Source organism: Bacillus sp. OV166 (assembly GCF_900177675.1).
GTDB lineage: Bacteria > Bacillota > Bacilli > Bacillales > Cytobacillaceae > Neobacillus.
The window spans coordinates 2874195-2892561 of record NZ_FXWM01000001.1 but is presented as its reverse complement, the minus strand read 5'-3'; the positions used below and the strand labels follow the sequence as shown (position 1 = coordinate 2892561).

Here is an 18367-nt window from a genome sequence, read left to right as displayed (position 1 = left end):
TAAAAGACTCTAACTAGGAAATATATTCAACGAACGATGGGATGCGTAATAACCCCTGTTTTGTATAATTTCTAAATTTTACTCGGCACTGTATTTCTGGCTTGATAAAAACAAACTTCTTATCTTCCCCGATTATTAAATCCTGGTATCTAGCATAGAACTTCATCTTTTCCTTTTGGTTAATAAATTCCATTACACCTGAAGGTTTTAGATTATCCCCTTCATAAGTGCTTAATAGCAAGCCAAAATCATCTTTCCTTAACCCTGTTATATAGACATCTGCATATTTATAATTAATCACTTTTAACCAGTCGTGCGATCGTTTATTAACTTGATACGTAGAATTGGCTCTCTTAAGCACTATTCCCTCTAAATCATGCTGCTGAACAAGATTAAAGTACTCTTCCCCCTGTCCGACCATCCACTGAACCATGACGATCTCATTTGATTGAGGTAAGAAAGAATCCAATAGTTTTTTTCTTTCTACTAAAGGCAGGTTGGTAACTTTGTCACCTGCATAATAAATAACATCAAAAACACAATATTGAATTCTAAGATTAGACTTATTAGACTGAAATCTCTCCATTGCTGCCTCAAAATCAGGCTTTCCATCTTGGTCTGCTACGATCAGCTCCCCATCCAAAACTGTCCCATCAGCAATATCGATGTCTAGTAACTCAGGAAACCTGGCTGTGACCTCATTTTTGTGTCTAGTATATAATCGTACCTTTCCATTTAACTTGGAAAGTATTAAACGAATCCCATCTAATTTCAATTCTGTAATGAATTCTTCATCATTAAAGGCATTTTCACTCCGCTGAAGAAGCATTGGTGCAACAAACATAAAATCACCTCTATTGTAATTTTATCATGGTTCCACCGTTTACTAATCTGGTAATAAAGTGAAAAAACCTGAATGAGAAACCCCTAAAAGTGTCAAATATTGCTCACAATTTCAAATTTTATCGATGGGACTTCCCTCTTCTTGTGTCGAATATTGTTAAATAAAAGGAGGGATGTTCGTGAACAATCATTTATTAGCTATTAACGTTGAAAAAGCAAAAAAAAGATTAGTAAAGTTACAAAGCCAGGTTATTGATTTAGAAGTCTTTATAGGTGAAGCCGAGACATACAATGCGGAAAGTTTTGAACAGAAAGTGATAAAAGAATACGCTTATCTAGGCAGTTTGTTCAAAGTAACCGCAAAACTGAATAAAGAGCTACTTGAAATGGGTGAAGAAGGGAAACTAAAGATGTCTGATATTTCTAGTATTATTGAGAGCCAGCCAATTGATGAGCTCCATAAAAATGTCAGGAAAATTTATAGAACAAATAAGAAAAATTTGCACTGAAAGAAACGAGTCAGCATTTTGAAGATTATGAAAAGGTCTTTTTGTTTAGGGTCCTGAGAGTGTTTGGCTCTGTGTTCAGTCCAATATTTCAACAAAAGTGACACAACTGATGTTAATAATGAGGGTTTTATTAATAAAGGGTCGTCATTAGATGATCCTTTTTTCTGAGGATTAAAATTGTTTACTTGGCGATGATATAAAAAAAGACACCGAGGAGGTGTCTGATGTGTTTTCAAATTAGCTCACCGATAAATTGGAATTTTTCTTTGGGATATTTACCAGCAAGAATCAATTACCTCTCTTCAGTGTAACTTCCTTGCCGCAAAAGTTCCTTGGCCTCGCTAAGGCGTAAATCCCAATATTTTTGCAAAAGATAAATGATTTTCTCATCTTCAACTTCGGCTTCCTGCAGAGCCGCAGTTGCCTTTTCAATCCCAATGACTCTTTCTTCAAAGACAGCTTCATCTAGCCATGCATTGCTATTTTCTCTTATTCGTTCCAACAGTTCACTACCAAATCCCGAAAGGGAATCTCTAATAGAACGGGCCATATATATTCCTCCTTTAAATTGAAATTTGCCAAAATATTTGCCTGTATAATATCATATGTTTGCAGGAAATTACAAACTAACAGGGGTTTTGATCCAAGAAGGATAGATGCCTATTTAGTGAACTCCTTATTGAAGTAAAGGGGCAGCATTCCTGTAAAATTGAAAAAGAGTTCAAGTTTGTGAAGTATAGCACTTAAACTATCGGGGGCTTTACTTGAAGAAGCCAAAAAGGACCTAAATGGTCCTTTTATATTTGGTAATAAAATACGAATTTCATTTATTGTATTGGAAATACTATCTGTCGAGGTGAAATAAATGAGCAGATTTAAAGTTGTGTTTGAGAATACAATCCAAAGTGGTGGGTTTTCATTGGAGCAGTATTTGATAACATTACATCAAGAAAAAGATATGTTGGATTCATTTGATGGTCATGATGATTACGAGTTGGACATGAGGTTATTTGAAGGGGAGATACAGAAAGTTAACCGATTGTTGGAGAGCTAAGGCTCTCTTTTTTATTTATAAAATAAAGATTTTATTTTCTTCTTCAGCTAACGAAGCAGTTAGTGTAATAACAACTTGAGCCGATTAAATAAAAACAAACTTATGAGAGAATCAAGAAAAATTAATATAGACCCCAACAATGAAGTAAGGGTCTAAGGTAAATTCCATGAAAGCAGTGACCTACCAAGGAATCAAGGTCTGTTTTTAATTTACCCAAACAACCCAAAAAAAAATAACGTGTTCCGTTGAGGGAGAGAAAACATTAAATAGCAATCGATTTAGCAGACCATTTCGCATAGCGTTTTGGTCTTTATTTTTAATTGTTAAATCAATGTTTGTTCCGATTTTACTATAAAAATAAGTGGTATTAGCAACCTAATTATCAAGTGGACAATAGTTATTGTCCTCTGTAAAATTGACACGTTAATTAAGTAACTAATGCAAGTTCTCATCTCCCACCTTTAAGAAAAACAGGATGATTTTTAATGTTATTTGGAATTTTATGCTAAGATATTATTAATGTTGTTTAAAAAAAGAGAAAGTTCAAAAAAGGAGTGGGAGAATTGTTTCCAACACTAGAAACAGAAAGACTTATATTGAGAGAAATTGTAAACAAGGATGCTCAAGGCATTTTTAATTGTTTTTCTAATACTGATGTTATTCGTTATTACGGACAAGACGCTTTAACAAGCATAGAACAAGCAGGACAGTTTGTTGAGTTTTTCTCTAAAAGTTACAAAGAAAAACGAGGAATTAGATGGGGAATTGAATTAAAAGAAAAAGAAGGAATTATCGGGACAATTGGGTTTAATGTTTGGTCTCCTAAACACAAAAGGGCTGAGATAGGTTATGAACTTCATCCCCTTTATTGGAGAAAAGGGTACGCAACTGAAGCTGCATCAAAAGTAATATCATATGGCTTTAATGAAATTGGATTAACACGAATTGGTGCTGTTGTTTTCCTTGGAAACAAGACATCTAATGAATTATTAAAAAAGCTGGGCTTTGAAAAAGAAGGTGTTTTGAAAAGCTATATGTATCAAAATGGTGTTCCATATGATACCAATGTTTACTCATTGTTAAAATCAAATTAAAAAAATTTATAATAAAACGCTCAGAATAGGCTCTGAGCGTTTTTTACAATTATTGTGTTAATTTGGATGCTAAATATGTTGTTATTCAGTGTGTTATTTAAGAATTTCTCTCCCAAAACGGAACCCGTTAAAAAAAATTATAGGTTTTTTATTTAGTTTGAAAAGTGGCTGAAAAAGAACGAAACATACATACAGATATAATCAAACATTTTTGTTAAATCAACAACCTGCTGTGGTAGAGGTGGAAGAGGCTTTATTACCCAACAATAAATTTTGACTGAAAAAAAGTAAATATTTGAGTTCTAAAAAAATGAAAGGAGTTTTATCACCTTCAGTTTTATCCGATATGTAAGCGTTATTTGTATAAAACTGGATTTATTGCGAAAAATAGTCCTTAACCGAACAAACACAAATCAGTAGGTGAAAATAATGAAAAATCCAAAAGTGTTTATGATAGCTTTGTTAGTTGTTCCTTGGTTAACGGTACCTTTACTAGGTAGAAAAGCATTTAAAAGATTTCTTCCAACTGCTATATTTATGTGTACGTTCACTAAAGCTTTAGATTTTTATGGTGAGAAGAAAAATTGGTGGAAATTTTATAATGGCATCGGACCTTTTGATAGTATGAACTTTATGAATTTCGGTGCATACCTTGTAACTAGTCTATGGGTGTTAAAACTGACTTTTGGGAAATTACCATTATTCATCATTTCAAATACTCTTCTCCATGTTACATTTATCTTTGGAGGATTAAAATTTGTAGAAGGCTTTAAAATATTTTCTTTAGAACAATTAACCAAATTTCAATACTTGGTTTTAAGCTTTTTCAGGTGTTTGATTTTATATGCTTTTCAATATATAACGGAGCTGAATCCTCTCAAGAAATCGTTTTTTTATAAAAAGTGGATTCGATAAACCTTCAAACACGAAGGTTTTTTATTTTGCTTAACAGTGTCATAAAAAAGATTGTGAAAAAATGTACTTAAGCTAACGGGTGCTTTACTTCAATTAGGGGTAAAGCCTTTTTCTTATTCAAGTAACGAAGCAGTTTAGTGGAAGAAGGAACTGTTATGATTTGGGCGATTTTGGTATCCTTAAATTAATGCTTTGTTTGAAATGAGTGATAAAAGTGAATGAGTTTAAAATTGCTGGTAAACAAGGATTCATACAAATTGAATTAAACGAAGTGTATGGTTTTCCTAATGAAACAAGTTATTTAGGTGGTTATGATGTTAAAGGCAAAATCAACATAAAGAGTAGAAATTATTATGTTAAAGATGCTGAAATATGGTTTTCCACTGGTCAGGTATATCAGTTCTTCATTCAGTTGCAGAACTGTTATAACGAATTAAAAGGTAGTGTTACCTTTTTAGAATCAGAGAATAATCTGAAAATCGAACTTAATTTTAATAGGTTTGGTCAGATAAACATTCAAGGATATTTTCAAGAAGTGGCACACCAAGAAAATATTCTACATTATGAGTTTGAAAGTGAACAAAGTTATTTAACCTCAACATTACGCCAGTTGAATAGTATTGTTGAACAGTATGGCGACTTAAAAGGTATAAAATAAGTTATTCCTTATTGTGCTAACGGGGTGCTTTACTCCAAGAGGAGTAGAGCCTTTTTGGTTGTTCCACTAACTGGCAGAATAGTTTTAGAAGGAATGGTATAATATTTATTTAAGATAAAATACCAAAAAGTGAGTGAAATTTTATGGGCAAAAGAGTCTTTATTTCTATATTTATCGCTGCAATTCTTTCCGTTGTTATTCGTTTCATACTTCGTGCCAATGGTATCCACAATTTTCTTAGCGAAGATTTAGGTGGTCAAGCATTAATATATTTGGTCATTTGTTTATTGATTTTCTTTGTTTTTAAAAAGAAGTCTGAAAGATAAGACTTATGCATTGTTAAAATCTTGTTCACCTAACGGGTGCTTTAGTTAAGGATCAGCTGCCATTCTCGGCAGCTTTTATTATTGAAGTAACGGAGCTGGATAGATCAAGAAAGATAATGGTGAAACTAAATTGGAGGCGAATTTGTGTTTCAAATGAACCTAATAAAGAATTTAAAAACTTCTTATGAAATAGTGCTATCGAATGACAAAAGGTTATTGTGTCATACAATGGGTGGAAAAACTGTCATTTTTGAAACCGAGACTTGGGAAAAAGTTATAGAGCTTACAAAGCCCAATAATCCAGACACTCTCCACTTTTCAAAAAATGACGAACTTCTTTACATAAAAAACACAGTTGGCACAATCTGTGTTTACGATACTAAAAATTTTCTACTTATTAAGACCATTAAATCTAGAAAGTCTTTTCAGATAGAGGAAGGGAATTTTGCACTGTTAAATAAACCATTTACTATTCTAGATGTCCTTAAAATTAACGATCGAAAACAGGTTTGTGCTCTTAACATAGAAACAGGGAATTATGAAATCTTAACAGAACTTGAGGGAACACATATTGAATTTAATCAGTCTATACCATATGATAATTCCTATTTATTTACCTTAAGTTATTTGGAAGGGGTAAAAGGTTATTTAAAATATAAGTTAGTTAAGGTTGTAGACCCTTCGGTAGAACGATCTTATTCTATTGTGGAAAATCTAGGATTAACAAATTGGGATTTGGTTTATTATGAGCCAGTTCATCAAGTTTATATTTTTGTTCATAAGGACTATGAATTAACAATTATGGACGCTGAATTAAAAACCGTCTTAAAAAAAGTAAATTTAACCGAAAATGGAGTTCAAAGTACCGATGAGTATTTTGTCCATATAGCTGCTTCTAACGATGGCAGTTACATTGTTCTCACTTCAAGTGATAGGGTCTTTATATTAGGATTTGAAGACTTAACCCCTATCCAAATTGAAGAATTGGAATACACCTGTTTTGCAGAATTTAGCAAAGATGATACTTATTTTCTTGTTGGTACTTGGTCAAAAGGCTTTGTATTTGAGAATAATCTTAAGGGATTAAAAATTTAAATCATCCTTATTCAACTAAAGGGTGCAAGAGTTAAGGATCGGGATGGCTGTGGCTATCCCTTTTTCTTATTGCACTAATGGGGCAGTTTAGTTGAATAAGAATACGGAAATTTTTGTATTAAACGAATGAACCTTATGTTACAATTAGTGTAATATTACACATTAGTGTTTTTAAAACATAGGGGGTTCTAAATTTGAAAAAAATAAGCATTGGTATCTTTTTAGTTATTTTATACTGTTTTCCATTTGTATACTTTTCTATGAAACAAGACTTTGCTAACCGTTCTATGATAGGTTATCTTATAATGATTGTGGCAACCTCCCTTCTTGCATTCCTTGTGAAATATTTTTGCAATTTCATCCCCTTTATAATTGGAAATATGTTATCTATGATGGTTTCGTTTTATTTTAATGGAGGTATGTCGGATACAGAAATGTGGGATGGTGGTTACTTTAAACCATTTTCTTCTTCTCAACTAATAATAGTAGTAAGTCTATTGAATTTAATTCCTCAGTACATAGCAATGATTTTAGCAAAAAAGGTTCATAATATTAATAAATTTTAAAGTCAAAAGGAATCTTGTATTTTAGGATACTTCATCCGTTTGTGAAAAAATTCACTTAAAGTAACGGGTGCGATAATCCAGGAGGATTATCGCTCTTTTTGTAGAATATCCTTATTTAACTTAAGGGCAGGTTTGCTTAATGAGGAACCAGAAAATAAGGAGTGGTTTTTATTGAGAAAACTATTTGTGATTTGTATATTACTTGCATTAACTGCTTGTACTTCTGCTGAAAAAAAAATGGACATTATTCAACAAGTTGAAAGAGACTTGGAGAAAATGGTAACTCCAAGTGATGTTAGCAAATTGTCTTCAAACCCAAATGATTATATTAACGCTCATAAAAATGAATTTAATAATATTGTTGAACAAAAGCATATCGCTCTTAACCATTTTTTAAACAAGTTTGCCAAAAGCAATGAGGATGGATTGGAGGAGTACATAATGGCATCTGCGTGTTCAAAAATTTTAGGTGAAAAAAATCCAGTAAAAGAATGGTCAACGGGAAAAGAATGGTATGAACAATATATTGAAGCTACTGAAGAGTAGTTAAAATGAAAGCCGTTTCGATATGTCACTAACGAGGCAGCATTCCTGTAATAAACCTAAGTTTGTGAATTTTTGTACTTAAACTATCGGGTGCGTTAATTCAAGAAGGATTAACGCTATTTTTGTGGAAATTATAAAGCTAACGTGCAGGTCAGTGGAAGAAATAACAATTAGGTGTGACTGGGAAATTGACGATGATATAAAAAAAAGACACCTAAGTGTCTTATGTACTTTCAAATCAAACTCACCGATTAAATAATTCCAGCAGTTTTAAGAAATTTTATTTCCTTTTCGTATGTATTACAAGTATACGGAATTTCAAATAAAGGTATATTATGTGACTTGGCATAAATACGTTTTAATTCGTCATTCTTTAATTGAGACTCATATTGTGAAACACCACCGAACTCAGCTACAGGCTTATAATGCTGTTCACCTTGACATTCAATAAGACATTTAATACTGTCATCTGAACCGAGAACAGCAAAATCATAACGCAACAATTTCTTATGCCCTACACCATATAGGTCTTGAAACGAAACTTCAACTCTATATGCCACATTATGTTCTCTCAATATTTTTATAGTTCGCCATTGAAATGATGAAATGTTATGACAGTCACAACAAGTATCACAATAATATCCTTCTGTCGCTCTACGTCCGTATGCATCAATTTTTATTTCAAAATCTGATGATTTATATTGATATTCTTTGCCGCACAAATAGCAACGACAATTATATAGTTTAAATACTTTACATTCGACACCATTCTTTTTTCTTCTATCAATTACAACAAACCCTTCTTCATAATTTTCATTAATACATTCTAATATCTCTAATGATTCATGTATGGTATTGGAATAATCAATATCATAGCTTTTATCCTTTACCCTGGGATATGAAGCTAATCTCTTTTTCTCACGCTCTTGCTTTAACGCACAATTTTTTTGTTCTCCTATCTCTCCAATTCCTTCACAATCTCTCCGTTTCTTGAAAAATAAAGCACTTTCACTTAAATAAACTATTCTTCCACATTTACACTGACATTTGTATTTCTTTCGAGACTTACAATCTTGTATCCATTTATCAAAAGTTTCTACAGATTCAAAATTATTATTAGGATTTTTTTCCCCATTTATAAACTTTTGCTTGTCTTGTTCTAACTCTTCAATTCTTTTTTTAGTAACTTTTTCTTGATATTCTTCAAAACCCCCGATTATAGTAAAACATCCGTTTTTCGTTCCAATAGGCAATGATACGTTTTCCATGTTTTCAAGACTCCCCCATTTTTAATATAGACATAACGATCTATCGAATACTTATGTATAATATAGCATCCATTTACACCCTCTTGCTCTTGTAATGCATTAATTTACTTTGCCCATTATCCATCTTAATACATTGATTTCTTTATCTCTTCAAATTCTAATTTGTCTGTCTATGATATGGACGGGAAAGAGTTGCTGCTCGCTGAAGCATTAGAGAAATTAATATGGTGTGGGATGCCATTTATCATTTCTTGTATCCCCAATAAACTAGTATATTTTCAGGGAGAACAATCCTATGGTCCTCCCCAAAGGTCTATTTTAAAAAGGTGATATTTAAATAATGTTTTACAACTAAGGGGTGCATTAGCTAAAGTTGATGATCGCTGCAGCGGTCTTTTTCCTTGTTGTACTAAAGGGGCAGTCTAATGGAATAAGGAGTTTTACCATAACTAGGTTAATAACATTAAGGATTATCAAATGGGGAATATAAATTTATTCGTTTTTTGAAGTATTTTAGCAGTATAATAGTATTGGTATTTCTACAAATGTTTACAAAAAGGGGACAATTTATGAAGAAATTAACCTACTTATTTATTGCGTTTTTATTAGTTTTCCTTGCAGCTTGTTCATCAAATGAAACAACTAGCAAAGAGGAAAATGCCCCAAAAAATAAAACTCAAGAAGTAAGCAAAAAGAAAGCAGCCACTGTTGAAAGCAAAAAAAGTACACCTGACGATGAAGCGGAAAAAACGACTACTGAAAGTTCAGTCAGTCCAAGTGTTCCTGCCACTAGTACACCAACGATAACAAGTGTTAATGGTGACTTTGACTACAGTAAATATACACTAATTGAAGTAGATGGCGGAGATATGTCAGGTTATAGAAAGCCAAATGTCAGAGTTGATGTTGGGTTTGGTGACAGAGAATATTGGGCTTTTACAAATGAATACGGTCAGTTAATTCGTGTTGAGGCAAAAAATATAACACTTCAAAATTCGAATACTGAACATGTTACGTCATCAGGTAGATATTACTCTGATGAAGCAAATGTTCCTGGTACAGAGAGTCCAACCTTGGATAAAGGACATGTGATTGCTGACTCGCTTGGGGGAGTATCAAATGCCTATAACATTACACCTCAAGACAGCACTCTCAATAGGCACGGCGACCAAGCTTATATGGAAAAAGTGATTCGAGATGCAGGAGGTTGTACAGATTTCGTAGCAGTGATTCAATATCCAAATACTCAGACGCAAATTCCGAACCATTATAAATTCACATACAAAATTCAGGGCAGAACAATTACAGATGAATTTGACAATGTAAACCCAGATGAAGTGAACAAAAATTTAGGGGCAACAACAGGTACTAAGAGTACGCCACCGAAAACAAACAATGTACCAGCAAACCAAACGGTAAGTAGTGATGAAGATGTTAGTAAGGTAGATACCAATCATAATGGACAAGTTACGATCTCTGAAGCTAAAGCTGCTGGCTTTAAAATGCCAATTACACGGGATTCATGGCTCTATAAATATATGGATGATCGAGATGGTGATGGCTTAGTAGGTGAATAAATGGGGTTATGCGGCGATTCTTTTCTTCTTATCGAAGTAACTGGCAGGTTAGTTAAAGAAAGGTTGTGTATCGTTTACACAACTTTTCTTCAATTCAACCTAGAAAAAAGACATATATATTAGTCGGGATAAAAGATAATTATGTAGAATCTAACCATTTCATCCGAAGAGTTTATATAAATGTGTTCAGTATTTGCATTAAATTTAATCGACTCATCAGGGTCTAATACAAACTTCTCACCTTGGACTTCGATTGTAAGTTTACCTCGTTGTATAAGTACATATTCCTCACCAATATGTTTTTCAGATATATGACTAAATCCTGGTTTTAGGTCTACAGTAAAAATCTCAAACTTTTTATCTGGGTTAAATGGGAAGATAGAATATACAAGATAATTTCCATCATTATCAATCATTGGATTAAGTTGATTAATGTTTATTTTTTCAATTTGTGGTTTTTCATTTTCCTTTAAAAATGCAGAGAAAGCAACAAGTTTTAGATATAGAAGCTCAGGAGTGGAAAAAGATTAACGACAATGGGGTTTTGCCTTTTTAGAAATAATAAAACTATGACCTAAAGTCCGTCCAACATAAATGGTTGCTTTACCACAATAAGGAGTAAAAATAATGAGCCTAAAAGATGCGAGTTTTTTATACATTACATGCATCTTTTGGGCTTTTTTAAATTCAAAAATGCATAAACAGCATTTTTTAATTGCTAAATACACGTCTTCCGTAAAATAACCTAGAAGTATATTTTGTTTTCCTCAATCGTCTAATGACAAGTATTCCTCTACAAACTTATTGAGTTCTTTATAATTTATAAAACCTTTCCTCCGTTTTTTCTTTACAGATCTAAAGTGAATCTTAATTTTATCCATACTCTGTAAATCTTTTACGACTAAGTCTCCATTTAATAGTCTTTTTGCCATTTCCTTGACTTCTTCATCAGAAGTTTCATTGAATAGAAGATAAGCCCAATTTATATTTAGGTTATTAAAGTAAAATAGTTAATTATAAAGGGACCATACAAATTGGACATGTCTAATTTGTAGTCCTATTTTATCCCAATACTAACCTTCCAGTTTAAGTACAAACCTTCACAAAGTTATAGATAAAAGCCGAACTCCACATATGGAAATCGGCTTCCTTTTAATATATAAATTCGATTCATAATTTATTATACCATTCGTCATCAACAGGTTGTAACCATTCAGTTTCCCCTGGTGTCATTGCTAAGTGTACAAACCAACTGTCTTTTGTGGCACCATGCCAATGTTTCACATTCGGCGAAATGTTGACCACATCCCCCGTTTTGAGCAAACGAGCTGGTTTTCCCTCTTCCTGATACCAACCTTCACCACCAGTAACTAACAAAACTTGCCCAACTTTGTGTGAGTGCCAGTTATTGCGGGCTCCTGGTGCAAAGGTTACATTCCCGATTGATGTGTTGAGTGGTTTTGGATCGGTAAATACCATTTGTAAAAATGCAGCACCGATAAAGTTTGCTTCAACTTTTTGTCCCAATGGAAAGATAGTGCTATTACTCAATTGTTCATTTTTCATTTTTAATTCCTACTTTCTTTTAATGTAAAAATTTTATTAATCCCGCTTTGTAACATACTTCATCCATAACCCACCATGGTCCAGTTTTTCTATGTCCTTTAAATAGAAATTTACTGGTTGAGTTTTATTTAAATAAGAACTCGTCTCAAATAGTGTCACAGAGTTGGATGCAGCATCTGCAATTGGAACTAAAACGAGGCTTAATTCATCAATTAACCCTTCATTTAAAAAGGAGCCGTTTAGAAAACCTCCACCTTCTAACATTAACTTATCGATGGAAAATAGCTTTTTTAGCTTTTCCACTACTAGACTAAAGTTTAATCGCTCTTTTCCACCAAAAATATAAGAAATTCCTATCTTTTTCAGATGAGCCAAGTATGCATCAGATACTTGCTCTGTAAGGACTTCTACTATATGGTCTTCAAACTTATGCTCATTCCATGGTGCAATTGAATTTTCGGTCCAGCCTAATTTCCCAGAGGGATCTACTGCTACGACGTATGTTTTAGCATCTTTATTTGCTACGTAATCAATTCTAGGGATTGTTTCTATGTCTTCTTGTACTAAATCTAATATATTTCCAAAAGTAAAGTGTTCCTCCATGGTAACCCTGCCACACATCCATGCTTTACATCCGTACCGTCCATGAATTTTTTCGTATTCGTCTGTAAAAAATGCTGCTCGTTCCACCTTCAAGTAATCTCCAATGATTTTCCCATCCAATGAGGTTAGCATGTGACAAATAATATATGGCCTTTCCATGTCCTTACTCCTTCTTCACCTAGAATTCAGCCTAATTATTAAGGTTGGCTTACACCCAAGCTGTTCCGAACTTCCATTCCTGTGTTAGAGCCAATTTAACAACCAAATCCGCCGAGATACATCATGTCCTTTAAATGGTTCGCTATTCTGAGTTCTCATATCTGATTTCATCTTCATAGGTAAACCACCGTGGCCACAAACTCGTATAGTCAAGGTCTGAGGCCAATAATGGCAGCTGAATCTCGATGAGTATCTAATGTAGTACGATACCTCTCTCCTGGGACTGACAAGCCTCATTTCTAATTAGGCGGCTGCATTTTGAGATTCTTGTCATTATTCTTCTGGTTTTAGTGGTCCGTAAAAATAGGAAGCCGTCGCTCCACCGTCAATAAGGAAATCAGACCCTGTGATGAAAGCTCCCTGCGGCATCATCAGCAGCTCAGCCACATTTGCAACCTCATCAGCTGTTCCAGGTCGTCGGGCAGGGCACTTGGCAAACATATTCTTATAGAACTCTCCTTTTGGACCATTGAACTCGTCTATAGCAAGCGGCGTTACGATAATCCCTGGAGAAATGGAATTGATACGAGCGTCTTTTTCTCCCCAGCGTATAGATTCAAACATAACACGCTTTACATTGCACCGTTTCGCCATTTGATAAGCGTGCAACGTATCCTTGATATTTTCTGGCCGAAGGAATTCCAAACTAAGGAGCTCGTCAGTTGGTGTCGTTGCCAGCTGCTCGTCAATTTCAGTTCCCAATTGAGGCATTCTGTGTCCAGACTGACTGGAAATTGTTACACCAACACCTCCAGGAGCTATAACTTTTCCTACTTCCTCCAGTAATACTGCCGTTCCGTACAAATCCACCTTCAAAATGGTTTCAATAGGTGCCTGACTAGGTGATACGCCAGCTGCATTGATAAGAGCAGTGATTTCACCATACTTCTGACCTTCTGCAATCAAATTTAAAATAGATTCTCTGGAGGAAATGTCCGTTTCGACTGGTTCGACATCAAATCCTGCTTCTTCCATAATTTTTGCAATAGCTTTGGCATTATCTAGGTTTTTATCACCAACAATAATTCTCTTACCAAAACCGATTCTTCTAGCTATCGCCATGCCAATCTGTCCAGCACCTGTCCAAAGTACAACATCTTTCATTGTATGTCCTCCTTACTTTTATTCTAGAATCAAGTTACTTTATAATGGTCTTACCGTTCCTGTGATGTTGGACGGATGATCATTTCATTTATTGCTACATCAGCTGGCTGTTCAATAGCAAAAGCAATGGCACGAGCAATCGCATCAGCATCAATCGCACCTTCATAGATTTTATCTATTCCTGGTTTTAGGTCCATATCTGTAATTGTATTGGTTAATTCAGTCGTTACTGCTCCTGGTGAGATAATGGTGGAACGAATATTGTTCCCAGCCTCTTCTTTACGAAGACCTTCCGAAATCGCACGCACAGCATGCTTCGTTCCAGCATAGACAGTACTACCAGCTCCTACAACGTGTCCTGCCACCGAAGAAACGTTAATAATATGACCTGATTTTTGTTCCCTCATCGTTGGAAGAACAGCAGCAATAACACAAGTACGCCTTTGATATTTACATCTATCATCTTGTTCCAATCATCCACTTATTTCTTATAAAGAAATGAGTGTGGCATAACTCCTGCATTGTTGACTAAAACATCGATTTTTCCATACTCTTTAAGAGCCAACTCAGCCAGCTCTTCCATTTGTTCATGAGAAGTTACATCTGTTACCTTGTAAATAGCTTGATCGCCATTATTTTGAATCTCTTCTTGCAATTTCTTTAATCGATCTTCACGGCGAGCTGATAAAACCAATTTCGCACCTTTAGATGCAAGTTCCTTTGCAGTAGCCTCGCCAATCCCACTAGAAGCACCAGTAATGATTACAACTTTTTCTTGAATACTAGACATATTACATACCATCCTTTCAGCAAAAAAGATAAATATTAATACATTAATGAACTCACGTCTATTATTATAAATAGATATAGGATACTTACAATTGTTAAATTACCGCATTTTGTTAATTAATGAACAAAGCAATTGAAATTGTTAAGTATCTTATTAATAAATTGGAATTAAAGCATCACAAGATTTACGTAAATAAACCGCCTCTTCTGAAGCGGTTTAATTTCTATGGAGTTATAAAACCATTTACCGTTTACTTCCTTTTTAAATTAACATTATTGTTATCAATGAATTGAGTATCATTTTCGGAAGCAAACTCCTGACCAATGTTGTTAACATTTTGTTCATGGTTGTTATGTTTGTCGGTGTGATTTAAGACGAATTTTGCGAAATTCCCATTGTTAATGTTTTTATCTTGACTCACGAGAAGCCCTCCTTAGTGTTGGGTTACATAGTTGATATATCAATAACGAATCGATAGCGAACATCACTACGCAGAACACGCTCATACGCTTCATTTATTTGGTCAGCTCGTATTATTTCGATAATTGGCTTAATTCCATGTTTAGCTGCAAAATCCAGCATCTCCTGTGTTTCACGAATCCCTCCTACAAGTGAACCAGCAATGCTCCGACGGCCCATGATTAGAGAAAAAACATGGTACTTATCTGCTTCAGCAGGAGCACCGACATTTACAAGTGTTCCATTTACCCGAAGCATAGATAAATACGCATCAACGTCGAGATTTGCGGAAACAGTGTTTAAGATAAGATCGAAACGACCAGCCAATTCTTTGAATGTATCGGGGTCACCAGTTGCGTAGTAATGATCAGCACCTAACTTGATGGCTTCATCTTTTTTTCTCATGCTTTGGCTTAAGGCAGTAACTTCGGCATCCATGGCATGTGCAAACTGAACAGCTACGTGTCCAAGGCCTCCAACACCCACAATGGCAACTTTTTTACCTGAACCTGCGTTCCAGTGTTTCAAGGGAGAGTATGTAGTGATTCCTGCACACAGTAGTGGGGCCGCCGCATCCAAACCTAGAGCATCTGGAATACGAACAACGAAATCTTCTTTCACAACAATTTTTTGGCTATATCCACCGTATGTTGGATTACCATCATAGTCTAGTGAATTGTATGTACTGACAACACCTTTTGTACAAAATTGCTCTTCACCGCTCTGGCAGTATTCGCATTCCCCGCATGAGTCAACAAAACAACCAACACCAACATGGTCCCCAACAGCAAATTTTGTAACTTTGTCTCCAACCGCTGCCACAACTCCTGCAATTTCATGACCAGGTACCATTGGGAAAATTCCGCCACCCCATTCATCGTAGGCACTATGAATATCGGAGTGACAAACACCACTAAATTTAATATCAATTAAGATGTCGTCTGCTCTTAATGCTCTACGCTCAATGGTAGTGTGTTCGAAAGGTGCTTTTGCCTTTGGAGCACTTAAAACACCAGTAGTAGTTTTTGGATTATTAGACATAAAAGACCACTCAATCCTTTCTTAAAGACACCAAATGATTCCAATTAACAATAATAGATTTACCCCTATCCTGTACTATATACATACAATAATGAACACTTTGATAGGATTTGTTCATTATTAGACAAAACAAACAAAATCATCAATTATCTTCAAGAAAGTTTGTTTACCCTTTAATGACTAAAGTCGAATTAAGCATAGTCAGATTCGGGGCGGTTATAAGCTTAGGTCGCTTGGTTCTACAATTTATTGTGCCGTCTTATTTAATAAAACGCTGGTTTATCGCCTTTCGTATTTGGTTTGTTAACACCCCAACTGCGACGAACACCCCATTCTGGAGATTCGGCTATTTTGACAACCAAAGCGGCAATACTTTTGCGGGAAACCTCGGTTCCCAAGAGAGGTTCACCCTTTTCCGTTATTTCGTAATCCACTTCGTTTTTGTTGGTGAACCAAGTACATCTTAAAATCGTGTAATCAATATCCGAGGCTTCAAGAATATTGGCAGCTTTTCTCCAATATTCCATTCCTCTGCCGACCATATATTTATTCCATTCACCGAACTTGCCAGGTACTTCGTCGTAAATCCCTAAAATATTAATAAAAATTCCCCTTTTAACACCAGTGGCGTGCATTGCATCGATTATGTTTTGAGTTTTTTGAACAATATCTGAGCCGCCAATGTTAGCATAAACAACATCTTGTCCATCCATCGCTTCTTTCAACTTAGCAACATCGTTCACGTCACCTTCTATGACACGTTCTCGACCTAAATCAACGATTTTTAGTCTTCTTGAGTTACGTAGATAAAGAGTCAACTGAGCATCAGTTTCCTTTAAAAATAAATTAATAGCAATATGTGCAACTTGGCCATTTGCACCAAGGATTAAAACATTAGTCAACATAAACCCTCCTCCATTTATTTTTAAAGTCTTAAAAATAGAAAACAGTCAAAACTGCTTTTAGAAAAAATTAAAGACGGGTCAACCAATAGATTGATCCATCTTTAATTAAACAAGACTATTACAATGTAGACATGTCAATAACGAAACGATAACGTACATCGCTACGAAGAACACGCTCATATGCTACGTCAACTTGGTCTGCATTGATTACTTCAATCATTGGGGCAATGCCATGTTCAGCAGAGAAATCGAGCATCTCTTGTGTTTCCCTAATGCCGCCAACGTTTGAAGCAGCAATGCTGCGACGACCAGCGAATAGGGAGAAAACATTGTATTGATCTGGCTTGTTTGGCAACCCTACATTTACAAGTGTTCCATCTACGTTAAGAGTTGATAGATACGCATCGACGTTAATATTGGCAGACACTGTATTTAAAATAAGGTCAAATCGACCAGCCAACTCAGTGAACGTAGCAGGATCGCTGGTTGCATAATAATGGTCTGCTCCAAAGCCAAAGGCTTCATCTTTTTTATTCATAGTCTGGCTTAGGACAGTAACTTCAGCACCCATAGTATGGGCATATTGTACAGCGAGGTGACCAAGACCTCCCATTCCTACAATCGCAACCTTCTTACCAGGACCGACATTCCAGTGTTTCATAGGAGAGTAGGTTGTGATACCTGCACACAATAGAGGGCTTGCCACAGCCAGATCCATGCCGTCAGGAATACGGACAACAAACTTGTCCTTAACTACGATTTTTTGGCTATATCCACCGTATGTTAGTTCACCATCGTAGCCCATTGAATTAAATACCACGACAACACCTTTTTTACAAAATTGCTCCTCGCCTCTAAGACAGAATTCGCATTCTCCACAGGAGTCAACAAAGCAACCGACACCAACACGGTCACCAATAGCAAATTTTGTAACTTCTGATCCTACAGCAGATACAACGCCTGCAATTTCATGACCAGGCACCATCGGGAAAACACCCCTGCCAAAATCATTATGTGCATTGTGAATATCGGAGTGGCAGATTCCGCAATACTTAATATCTATTAAAACATCATCTGGCCGTAAATCTCTTCGTTCAATTGTCGCCTTTTCAAATGGTGCTTTTGCACTCGGAACACTTAGCACACGGGTTTTAATGTTTTGATGATTATTACACATAAGATAAAACACATTCCTTTCTTGTAAACACTTTAAATTTGGATATACATTA

Annotated in this window: 21 protein-coding genes and 1 pseudogene; 10 read left to right on the top strand and 12 right to left on the bottom strand. The window is 35.1% G+C overall.

Going from position 1 to position 18367, the window contains the following annotated elements; genetic code table 11:
- Nucleotides 1-13 precede the first annotated feature (13 nt).
- Nucleotides 14-844, bottom strand: a complete 831-nt coding sequence (locus CCK98_RS13945) for an RNA ligase family protein (protein ID WP_088087144.1) — start codon at nt 842-844, stop codon at nt 14-16.
- Between the two features lie 178 nt (nt 845-1022).
- On the opposite strand from CCK98_RS13945, the gene CCK98_RS13940 reads away from it, so the two are divergent.
- Nucleotides 1023-1352, top strand: a complete 330-nt coding sequence (locus tag CCK98_RS13940) for a hypothetical protein (protein ID WP_088087143.1) — start codon at nt 1023-1025, stop codon at nt 1350-1352.
- 292 nt (nt 1353-1644) lie between these two features.
- On the opposite strand, the gene CCK98_RS13935 is transcribed toward CCK98_RS13940, so the two are convergent.
- Nucleotides 1645-1902 (bottom strand): cell division protein MraZ, encoded by a 258-nt coding sequence (locus CCK98_RS13935; RefSeq protein ID WP_088087142.1) that lies wholly within the window; start codon nt 1900-1902, stop codon nt 1645-1647.
- A gap of 315 nt (nt 1903-2217) precedes the next feature.
- Here CCK98_RS13935 and CCK98_RS13930 point away from each other — a divergent pair, with 315 nt between their 5' ends.
- The 8 genes from CCK98_RS13930 to CCK98_RS13900 all read left to right on the top strand — a co-directional run bounded on the left by CCK98_RS13930 (nt 2218) and on the right by CCK98_RS13900 (nt 7606).
- The gene (locus CCK98_RS13930) at nt 2218-2406 is read left to right on the top strand and encodes a hypothetical protein (RefSeq protein ID WP_088087141.1); all 189 of its coding nucleotides are present in this window, start codon (nt 2218-2220) and stop codon (nt 2404-2406) included.
- 563 nt (nt 2407-2969) lie between these two features.
- The gene (locus CCK98_RS13925) at nt 2970-3500 is read left to right on the top strand and encodes a GNAT family N-acetyltransferase (protein ID WP_088087140.1); all 531 of its coding nucleotides are present in this window, start codon (nt 2970-2972) and stop codon (nt 3498-3500) included.
- 429 nt (nt 3501-3929) lie between these two features.
- Nucleotides 3930-4415 carry a hypothetical protein gene (locus CCK98_RS13920; RefSeq protein WP_088087139.1) on the top strand — a complete coding sequence of 162 codons (486 nt, stop codon included), beginning with the start codon at nt 3930-3932 and terminating at the stop codon, nt 4413-4415.
- A 214-nt stretch (nt 4416-4629) separates the two neighbouring features.
- Nucleotides 4630-5073 carry a hypothetical protein gene (locus CCK98_RS13915; RefSeq protein WP_088087138.1) on the top strand — a complete coding sequence of 148 codons (444 nt, stop codon included), beginning with the start codon at nt 4630-4632 and terminating at the stop codon, nt 5071-5073.
- 143 nt (nt 5074-5216) lie between these two features.
- On the top strand, nt 5217-5399 hold the full coding sequence (locus tag CCK98_RS34840; protein ID WP_142292154.1) for a hypothetical protein: 183 nt from the start codon (nt 5217-5219) through the stop codon (nt 5397-5399).
- Between the two features lie 144 nt (nt 5400-5543).
- On the top strand, nt 5544-6494 hold the full coding sequence (locus tag CCK98_RS13910) for a hypothetical protein (protein WP_088087137.1): 951 nt from the start codon (nt 5544-5546) through the stop codon (nt 6492-6494).
- Nucleotides 6495-6688: 194 nt separating this feature from the next.
- Entirely contained in the window at nt 6689-7060 is a 372-nt protein-coding gene (locus CCK98_RS13905; protein ID WP_088087105.1) for a hypothetical protein, read from the top strand.
- Between the two features lie 171 nt (nt 7061-7231).
- On the top strand, nt 7232-7606 hold the full coding sequence (locus CCK98_RS13900; protein WP_088087136.1) for a hypothetical protein: 375 nt from the start codon (nt 7232-7234) through the stop codon (nt 7604-7606).
- Between the two features lie 251 nt (nt 7607-7857).
- Here the strand turns inward: CCK98_RS13900 and CCK98_RS13895 are convergent, their stop codons facing one another.
- Nucleotides 7858-8874 carry a hypothetical protein gene (locus tag CCK98_RS13895; RefSeq protein ID WP_088087135.1) on the bottom strand — a complete coding sequence of 339 codons (1017 nt, stop codon included), beginning with the start codon at nt 8872-8874 and terminating at the stop codon, nt 7858-7860.
- A gap of 569 nt (nt 8875-9443) precedes the next feature.
- Here CCK98_RS13895 and CCK98_RS13890 point away from each other — a divergent pair.
- Nucleotides 9444-10451, top strand: a complete 1008-nt coding sequence (locus CCK98_RS13890) for a DNA/RNA non-specific endonuclease (protein ID WP_088087134.1) — start codon at nt 9444-9446, stop codon at nt 10449-10451.
- Nucleotides 10452-10570: 119 nt separating this feature from the next.
- On the opposite strand, the gene CCK98_RS13885 is transcribed toward CCK98_RS13890, so the two are convergent.
- The 9 genes and pseudogenes from CCK98_RS13885 to CCK98_RS13850 all read right to left on the bottom strand — a co-directional run bounded on the left by CCK98_RS13885 (nt 10571) and on the right by CCK98_RS13850 (nt 18315).
- Nucleotides 10571-10867 carry a cupin domain-containing protein gene (locus CCK98_RS13885; protein ID WP_256942344.1) on the bottom strand — a complete coding sequence of 99 codons (297 nt, stop codon included), beginning with the start codon at nt 10865-10867 and terminating at the stop codon, nt 10571-10573.
- 754 nt (nt 10868-11621) lie between these two features.
- Nucleotides 11622-12017: a cupin domain-containing protein gene (locus tag CCK98_RS13880; protein WP_088087133.1), complete on the bottom strand. Its 396-nt coding sequence runs from the start codon at nt 12015-12017 to the stop codon at nt 11622-11624.
- Between the two features lie 36 nt (nt 12018-12053).
- Nucleotides 12054-12779 (bottom strand): dihydrofolate reductase family protein, encoded by a 726-nt coding sequence (locus CCK98_RS13875; protein WP_088087132.1) that lies wholly within the window; start codon nt 12777-12779, stop codon nt 12054-12056.
- A 333-nt stretch (nt 12780-13112) separates the two neighbouring features.
- On the bottom strand, nt 13113-13943 hold the full coding sequence (locus CCK98_RS13870; RefSeq protein WP_088087131.1) for an SDR family oxidoreductase: 831 nt from the start codon (nt 13941-13943) through the stop codon (nt 13113-13115).
- A gap of 50 nt (nt 13944-13993) precedes the next feature.
- Nucleotides 13994-14733, bottom strand: a pseudogene (locus CCK98_RS13865) (SDR family oxidoreductase).
- Nucleotides 14734-14983: 250 nt separating this feature from the next.
- On the bottom strand, nt 14984-15154 hold the full coding sequence (locus CCK98_RS35345; RefSeq protein ID WP_179195799.1) for a hypothetical protein: 171 nt from the start codon (nt 15152-15154) through the stop codon (nt 14984-14986).
- Between the two features lie 23 nt (nt 15155-15177).
- Nucleotides 15178-16233, bottom strand: a complete 1056-nt coding sequence (locus CCK98_RS13860) for an NAD(P)-dependent alcohol dehydrogenase (protein WP_088087130.1) — start codon at nt 16231-16233, stop codon at nt 15178-15180.
- Nucleotides 16234-16496: 263 nt separating this feature from the next.
- Nucleotides 16497-17135, bottom strand: a complete 639-nt coding sequence (locus CCK98_RS13855; RefSeq protein WP_088090406.1) for an SDR family oxidoreductase — start codon at nt 17133-17135, stop codon at nt 16497-16499.
- A 121-nt stretch (nt 17136-17256) separates the two neighbouring features.
- Nucleotides 17257-18315 carry an NAD(P)-dependent alcohol dehydrogenase gene (locus CCK98_RS13850; RefSeq protein ID WP_088087129.1) on the bottom strand — a complete coding sequence of 353 codons (1059 nt, stop codon included), beginning with the start codon at nt 18313-18315 and terminating at the stop codon, nt 17257-17259.
- Nucleotides 18316-18367: the final 52 nt, after the last annotated feature.

Excerpts from the sequence above, each read along its gene's own strand:
- CCK98_RS13945 (WP_088087144.1), bottom strand. The coding sequence starts at position 844 with ATGTTTGTTGCACCAATGCTTCTTCAGCGGAGTGAAAATGCCTTTAAT.
- CCK98_RS13935 (WP_088087142.1), bottom strand. The coding sequence starts at position 1,902 with ATGGCCCGTTCTATTAGAGATTCCCTTTCGGGATTTGGTAGTGAACTG.
- CCK98_RS13930 (WP_088087141.1), top strand. The coding sequence starts at position 2,218 with ATGAGCAGATTTAAAGTTGTGTTTGAGAATACAATCCAAAGTGGTGGG.
- CCK98_RS13920 (WP_088087139.1), top strand. The coding sequence starts at position 3,930 with ATGAAAAATCCAAAAGTGTTTATGATAGCTTTGTTAGTTGTTCCTTGG.
- CCK98_RS34840 (WP_142292154.1), top strand. The coding sequence starts at position 5,217 with ATGGGCAAAAGAGTCTTTATTTCTATATTTATCGCTGCAATTCTTTCC.
- CCK98_RS13895 (WP_088087135.1), bottom strand. The coding sequence starts at position 8,874 with ATGGAAAACGTATCATTGCCTATTGGAACGAAAAACGGATGTTTTACT.
- CCK98_RS13890 (WP_088087134.1), top strand. The coding sequence starts at position 9,444 with ATGAAGAAATTAACCTACTTATTTATTGCGTTTTTATTAGTTTTCCTT.
- CCK98_RS13885 (WP_256942344.1), bottom strand. The coding sequence starts at position 10,867 with ATGATTGATAATGATGGAAATTATCTTGTATATTCTATCTTCCCATTT.
- CCK98_RS13880 (WP_088087133.1), bottom strand. The coding sequence starts at position 12,017 with ATGAAAAATGAACAATTGAGTAATAGCACTATCTTTCCATTGGGACAA.
- CCK98_RS13875 (WP_088087132.1), bottom strand. The coding sequence starts at position 12,779 with ATGGAAAGGCCATATATTATTTGTCACATGCTAACCTCATTGGATGGG.
- CCK98_RS13870 (WP_088087131.1), bottom strand. The coding sequence starts at position 13,943 with ATGAAAGATGTTGTACTTTGGACAGGTGCTGGACAGATTGGCATGGCG.
- CCK98_RS13860 (WP_088087130.1), bottom strand. The coding sequence starts at position 16,233 with ATGTCTAATAATCCAAAAACTACTACTGGTGTTTTAAGTGCTCCAAAG.
- CCK98_RS13850 (WP_088087129.1), bottom strand. The coding sequence starts at position 18,315 with ATGTGTAATAATCATCAAAACATTAAAACCCGTGTGCTAAGTGTTCCG.